This window comes from Paraburkholderia sp., assembly GCF_026225065.1.
Taxonomy (GTDB): Bacteria; Pseudomonadota; Gammaproteobacteria; order Burkholderiales; family Burkholderiaceae; genus Paraburkholderia.
Map to the genome: position 1 here is coordinate 1 of NZ_JAMFSB010000413.1, position 7495 is coordinate 7495.

Genomic DNA, 7495 nt, shown 5'->3' on the forward strand with positions numbered 1-7495 from the left:
CGGTGGCCGGCGCGTATTACTGGCATCGGTTCTATTCGCACCAGCCCGACCTGAACTTCGATAATCCGGCCGTGCTGAAAGAAGTGCTGCAGGTGATGCGCTTCTGGCTCGACATGGGGATCGACGGGCTACGTCTCGATGCAGTGCCCTACCTGGTGGAACGCGAAGGCACCAACAACGAGAACCTGCCGGAAACGCATGCGGTCCTGAAGAAGATTCGCGCCACCATCGACGCAGAGTATCCGAACCGCATGCTGCTCGCAGAAGCGAACCAGTGGCCGGAGGACGTGAAGGAGTATTTCGGCGACGAAGACGAATGCCATATGGCGTTCCACTTCCCGCTGATGCCGCGCATCTACATGTCGATCGCCAGCGAAGACCGCTTCCCGATCACCGACATTATGCGGCAGACGCCGGATCTCGCCGAGACGAACCAATGGGCGATTTTCCTGCGCAATCACGATGAACTGACGCTCGAAATGGTTACGGATTCGGAGCGCGACTATCTGTGGAACACTTATGCGAGTGATCGCCGCGCGCGGCTGAACCTCGGCATCCGGCGCCGTCTTGCACCGTTGATGGAGCGCGACCGCCGCCGTATCGAGCTGATCAATTCACTGCTGCTGTCGATGCCCGGCACGCCCGTGATCTATTACGGCGACGAACTCGGCATGGGCGACAACATCCACCTCGGCGATCGCGACGGCGTGCGTACGCCGATGCAATGGTCGTCGGACCGCAACGGCGGCTTCTCGCGCGCCGATCCGGAGCAACTGGTGCTGCCGCCGGTGATGGGTTCGCTCTACGGCTTCGATGCGGTCAACGTCGAAGCACAAAGCCGCGATCCGCACTCGCTGCTGAACTGGACGCGCCGCATGCTCGCCACGCGACGCGCCAAGCAGACCTTTGGGCGCGGCACGATCCGCTTCCTGAAGCCGGCCAATCGCAAGATTCTCGCGTATCTGCGCGAGTTGCCAGGCGAACCGACCATTCTGTGCGTCGCGAATCTGTCGCGTGCGCCGCAGGCGGTCGAACTCGATCTGTCCGAATTCGCGGGCTCGGTGCCCATTGAGATGACCGCGGACTCGGTATTCCCCGCGATTGGTCAGCTCACCTATCTGCTGACGTTTCCGCCCTACGGCTTTCTGTGGTTCCTCATCTGCCCGGGGACTCAACGTCCGACCTGGGCACAGCCGCACTCGGAGCCGCTGCCCGAGTTCGTGACGATTGTGATCCGCGAAGGTCAGGCTGGCCCGACGCCGGAAAACGTCCGGCTGCTCGAATCTGAAGTGCTGCCGTCGTGGTTAAGCCGGCGCCGCTGGTTTGCGTCTAAAGATCAGCAGTTGCACGCGGTGCGCCTTGCGGCACTTACGACGATCCCGAACGGCGGTTTCGCCTTCACCGAGATCGAAGCGGACGTCGGCGATCACACCGAACGCTATGTGTTGCCGATTGCGATCACATGGGGCGGCGAAACCACCACGCCACTGTTCATGCAACTGGCGCTAGCGCGCGTGCGCCGCGGCCGCAACGTCGGCCACCTCACGGATGCGTTCGCACTGCCGATCTTCGCCCACAACGTCCTGCGCAAGCTGCGTGAACGCGCGGTCGTGCCGACGGTGCAGAAAAGCGAAATCTGCTTCATCCCGACCGATCGCTTCGACGAACTCGATCTGGGCGACCGCCCTGAGATTCGCTGGCTGGCCGCCGAGCAAAGCAACAGCTCGCTGATCATCGAGGACGCCGTGGTCCTGAAGCTGGTGCGGCGCCTCGTGAGCGGCATCCACCCTGAAGCGGAAATCAGCCGCCATCTGACGAAGATAGGCTACGCGAACACCGCGCCGCTGTATGGCGAAGTGGTGCGTATCGATCCCGCCGGCGTGCCGCATACGCTATGTATTCTGCAAGGCTTTATCGATAACCAGGGCGACGCGTGGAACTGGGCGCTCGATTATCTGCGCCGCACGATCGACGATCTCGCGCTCGCCGTCGATGCCGACGACGCTGTCCCCGATCCGGAAAAGGAAGCGCAGGCCATCGATGGTTACCGGGCCATGGCCGGCATCATCGGCAGACGCCTTGGTGAGTTGCATGTCGCGCTTGCCGCGCCGTCGGACGATCCCGCGTTTGCACCGGAACCGGCCACCCCCGAGCAGATTCGCGCGTGGACCGAAGGCACGCAAAGCATGCTCGCCACGGCGCTCGATCTACTCGCGCAACGCGTCGATCAGTTGACCGATGATACGAAGGAACTGGCGCAGAGCCTGCTCGATCGTCGCGATGCGCTCACCGCAGCAGTGGCGAAGCTCGTACCTTCGGATGCCGGCGCATTGCGCACACGGATTCACGGCGACTTCCACCTCGGGCAAGTGCTGGTCGCCCAGGGCGATGCGTATCTGATCGACTTCGAGGGCGAGCCGGCGCGCTCGCTTGACGAACGTCGTCAGAAGTCGAGTCCGATGCGCGATGTCGCCGGTCTGCTGCGCTCGTATTCGTATGCGAGCGCAGCGGCGCAATCCACCACGGAAAGCGCTCCGCAACAGACCGCAGATCGCAAGCGTGCGCTGTTCGACCGCTTCCGCGTCTACGCTGCAGAGAGCTTCCTCGGCGAATACCGCGCAGCGGTCGCCGCTGCGGCGCAACCGCTGGTCGCACCCGCGTCGGAACAGGGGCTACTCGATCTCTTCCTGATCGAAAAGGCCGCTTACGAAATCCGCTACGAGGCCGCCAATCGTCCGACGTGGCTCAGCTTGCCGGTGCGCGGCCTCGCCGCGCTCGCGAGCCGGATGCTCGGCGACACAGGCACCCCACACGATACATCGGCGCCAGGCTCCCCTGGCGCCACACCGCCTAACCCGGCTGAGGGCGATTATGAGTGAATACGATCCGACCGCCGACCTGCAACCGCTCGATCTCGACGCACTAGTCGAAGCGCGGCATCCTGATCCCTTTTCGCAACTGGGCCTGCATCAGAGCGACGCGGGTGCAGTGGTACGCGCGCTTCTGCCGAATGCCGCGCATGTCACGGTTATTTCGCGCGCAGACGGCGCGACGCTCGGCGAGCTGCAGAAGATTCATCACAACGGGCTGTTCGTGGGCCGCGTTAGTGCAGCCGTCCCGTACCGGCTGCGCGTCGACTGGCACGGATCGGTGCAGGAAATCGAGGACACCTATTCGTTTGGGCCGATCCTCGGTGATGAACCGCTGCACCGGCTTGCCAACGGCGACCCGTACGCGGTGCTCGAATGCCTCGGCTCGCGCCCGATGGAAGTCGACGGCGTGCCTGGCGTGCGCTTTGCGGTATGGGCGCCCAACGCGCGGCGCGTCTCCGTGGTGGGCGACTTCAACTCGTGGGACGGCCGCCGCCATCCGATGCGCCTGCGTCATCAGGCGGGCGTGTGGGAGTTGTTCGTGCCACGTGTCGGTGCCGGTACGCGCTACAAATACGAGCTGCTTTCACGCGACGGCCATCCGCTGCCGCTGAAAGCCGACCCATGCGCGATGCAAACCGAGAAACCGCCTGCTACGGCATCGGTGGTCGCGCACGTCGACGAAATCGAGCAGTTTCCGTGGACCGACAGCGCATGGATTCAATCGCGCGGCGCCAATCAGACGCCACGCTCGCCGATCTCCATCTATGAGGTGCACGCCGAATCGTGGTTGCGCATCGCCGAGGAAGGCCATCGCAGCCTCGACTGGGGCGAGCTCGCGGACCGGCTGATTCCGTACGCCCAGGGCATGGGTTTCACGCACATCGAATTCATGCCGATCGCCGAGCATCCGTTCGGCGGCTCGTGGGGGTATCAACCGCTGGGGCAATTCGCGCCGTCGGCGCGCTTCGGCAAGCCCGAACAGTTCGCGCAGTTCGTCAATCGCGCGCACGAGGTCGGGCTCGGCGTGATTCTCGACTGGGTGCCGGCGCACTTCCCGAACGACGCGCACGGCCTCATCAACTTCGATGGCACGCCACTTTACGAGCACGCTGATCCGCGCGAGGGCTATCACCAGGACTGGAACACGATGATCTACAACCTCGGCCGCAACGAGGTGAGCGCGTTCCTGGTCGCCTCGGGGTTGGCCTGGCTCAAGCGCTATCACGTGGACGCCCTTCGTGTGGATGCGGTCGCCTCGATGCTGTATCGCGACTACTCGCGCGCCGCTGGCGAATGGGTGCCGAATATCTATGGCGGCAGAGAGAACCTTGAATCGATCGCGTTTCTCAAACGGCTCAATCACGAAGTCGGCTATGTGCCGGGTGTGCCTGGCGCGATCACGATCGCCGAAGAATCGACGGCGTGGCCAGGTGTTACCGCGCGCGTCGAAGACGGCGGCCTCGGCTTCGAGTTCAAGTGGAACATGGGCTGGATGCATGACACGCTGAACTACATGCACGAAGACCCGGTGTACCGCCGCTACCATCACCACAACATGACGTTCGGGATGGTGTACGCGTATTCGGAGTGCTTCGTGCTGCCGCTCTCGCACGATGAGGTGGTGCACGGCAAAGGCTCGCTGCTCGGCAAGATGCCGGGCGACCGCTGGCAACGCTTCGCCAACCTGCGCGCGTATTTCGGCTTTATGTGGACCCATCCCGGCAAGAAGCTGCTCTTCATGGGAGGCGAGTTCGGTCAGATGGCAGAGTTCGATCACGACGGCTCGCCGCATTGGCATCTGCTCGACGATCCGCTCCACCATGGCGCGCAAACGCTGGTGCGTGACCTGAACCATCTGTACTGCGACGAACCGGCGCTGTACACGCTCGATTGCGAACCCGGAGGCTTCGAATGGCTGATCGGCGACGACAGCGACAACAGCGTGTTCGCTTATCGACGCGTCGACGGCGCCGGCAGCGAACTGGTGGTGGTCTGCAATTTCACGCCGGTGCCGCGGCTCGGCTATCGCCTCGGCATGCCGCTCGCCGGACGCTGGACCGAAGTGCTCAACACCGACGCCAGCGTATACGGCGGTTCGAATGTCGGCAATGCCGGGCTGATTCATACCGAGGAGATAGCGAGCCATGGCAGGCCGCATTCGGCTTCGCTGATTCTGCCGCCGCTCTCGACGATCGTACTGCGCGCGGATAATTAGGCCACCGAGCCAAGCCAACTTAACTGAGCCAACCGGACTGAGGCGGCTGAGACAAAGAACGGGTGGGCGCCCCGCAAGACACGACCAATCAGAACAAGGACGGGAACCATGTCGCATGTATTACCCGACCGGCTGTTGCCGGGTTCGCCCTATCCATTAGGGGCGAGCTGGGACGGCCTCGGCGTCAACTTCGCCGTGTTTTCCGCCAATGCCCAGCAGATCGAGCTGTGCCTGTTCGATCCTACCGGCCGCAAGGAAATCAGGCGCTTCACGCTGCCCGAGTGCACGGATGAGGTATGGCACGGTTATCTGCCGAACGCGCATCCCGGCACCGCCTACGGCTTTCGCGCACACGGCCCTTACCAGCCGCAGAACGGGCACCGCTTCAATCCACACAAGCTGCTGCTCGATCCCTACGCGCGCAAGCTGGTCGGACAGTTCCGCTGGTCCGATGCGCTGTTCAGCTACCGCGTGCATTCGAACCGGCTCGACCTTTCGATCGACCGGCGCGACTCGGCACCAGGCATGCCGAAGTGCGTCGTGATAGACGAAGCATTTGACTGGTCGCACGACGCACGGCCGAACGTGCCGTGGGGCGAAACCGTCATCTACGAAACGCATGTGCGTGGTGCCTCGATGCTGCGGCCCGATCTGCGCGCGCATGAGCGCGGCACGTTTGCGGCGCTGTCCTCGCCAGAATTCATCGACCATCTGCAAAAACTCGGCGTGACCGCAGTCGAGCTGCTGCCCGTGCATGCGTTCCTGAACGACCGATTTCTGGTGGAGCGCGGGCTGCGCAACTACTGGGGTTACAACACCGCGTCGTTTTTTGCCCCGGAGCCCTCGTATCTGAGCACGCACCGGCTCGACGAAATGCGAATCGCCGTACGGCAGTTGCATGCCGCAGGCATCGAAGTCATCCTCGATGTGGTTTACAACCACACCTGCGAAGGCGGCGAGATGGGCCCGACGGTCTCGTGGCGCGGCCTCGACAACGCCAGCTACTACCGCCTCGTGCCCGGCGACGAGCGTCACCATATCAACGACACCGGCTGCGGCAACACGCTGAACCTGCCGCATCCGCGCGTGCTGCAGATGGTGATGGATTCACTGCGCTACTGGTCGACCAAGTTCAATATCGACGGCTTCCGTTTCGATCTCGGCGTGACGTTAGGCCGCGAACACTCCGGCTTCGATCCGGGCTCGGGCTTTTTCGACGCGCTGCGCCAGGACCCGATCCTGTCGCAACGCAAGCTGATTTCCGAGCCGTGGGACATTGGCCCCGGCGGTTATCAGCTCGGCAATCATCCGCCTGGCTTCGCTGAGTGGAATGACCGCTTCCGCGATACCGTGCGCCGCTTCTGGCGCGGCGACGCCGGGCTGCGGCCCGACCTTGCGGCTCGCCTGACCGGCTCCGCGGACCTGTTTAACCGCCGCTTCAGAAAGCCATGGGCGTCGGTCAATTTCGTCGCGTCGCACGACGGCTTCACGCTCTCCGATATGGTCGCGTACGAGCAAAAGCATAACGAAGCCAACAACGAGAATAACAACGACGGGCATAACGAGAACTGCAGTTCGAACTGGGGCGTGGAAGGCCCCACCGAAAATCCCGCGATTCTGGAAACCCGCGCGCGCGTCGCACGTTCGCTGATGGCGACGCTGTTCATGGCGCTCGGCACGCCGATGCTGCTGGCCGGCGACGAAGCCGGCCGCACGCAGAACGGCAACAACAATGCGTACTGCCAGGACAACGAATTATCATGGATCGACTGGGAACGCGCGGGCACGGAGGAAGGTCGCAGGATGACCGAGTTTGTGGCTCGCGTGATTGGCTTGCGCAAGCAACATCCGCTGCTGCGCGAGACGCGTTTTCTGTTCGGCGACCGCGAAGTGCTGCCCGGCCTCTATGACATTGGCTGGTTCGACGAGCGCGGCGATCCCTTGACCATCGAGGCCTGGCAAGACCCTGAAGGACGAGCGCTAACGTTGCGGCGCGCGGGTCCCGGACTCAACGGCGAAACGGAAGTATTGTTGATGATGCTCAATGCGTCGGGTGACACGTTGCGTTTTTCGCCGCCCCCGCCGCACCTGGAATGGCACGTGCTGCTAGATACCGCGAACCCCGACTCGCCGCCTCATCCATTGGCCATGCCGGAGGTAGAAGTGGCGGGACACGGCCTCGTCATCCTGGCCGCGCCTGCGGTGGGCGATGCAGACTGGCAAGCCGGCTGGAAAGCGGGTCCGCAACACGGCCAGCGGCTATTGACGGCGTTGCCGCCTGACCCGGGCACGCAGTCGCCCACCGACGGCGAATCGTACACGTAATGGTGTGCGGACCCGAGGTGGCGGAGCAAAACCGAATGGTGATGAATCATGTCCGAAAGTCCGATTGATCCTCATGCGCGCC

At 63.3% G+C, this 7495-nt stretch carries 3 protein-coding genes; all 3 read left to right on the forward strand.

The features are described 5' to 3' along the window. Positions 1 to 2879, forward strand: a 2879-nt coding sequence (locus M0954_RS28580; protein WP_297356847.1) for a putative maltokinase, incomplete at its 5' end; no start/stop codon positions are given. After that, a complete protein-coding gene (gene glgB / locus M0954_RS28585) occupies positions 2872 to 5088 on the forward strand; it encodes a 1,4-alpha-glucan branching protein GlgB (RefSeq protein ID WP_297356849.1) in 2217 nt (738 codons plus the stop codon). The genes M0954_RS28580 and glgB, both read left to right, overlap by 8 nt. A gap of 108 nt (positions 5089 to 5196) precedes the next feature. Further along, on the forward strand, positions 5197 to 7413 hold the full coding sequence (gene glgX / locus M0954_RS28590) for a glycogen debranching protein GlgX (RefSeq protein ID WP_297356851.1): 2217 nt from the start codon (positions 5197 to 5199) through the stop codon (positions 7411 to 7413). The last annotated feature ends 82 nt before the right edge of the window (positions 7414 to 7495 follow it).

Coding starts and splice junctions, on each gene's coding strand:
- glgB (WP_297356849.1), top strand. CDS start 2,872: ATGAGTGAATACGATCCGACCGCCGACCTGCAACCGCTCGATCTCGAC.
- glgX (WP_297356851.1), top strand. CDS start 5,197: ATGTCGCATGTATTACCCGACCGGCTGTTGCCGGGTTCGCCCTATCCA.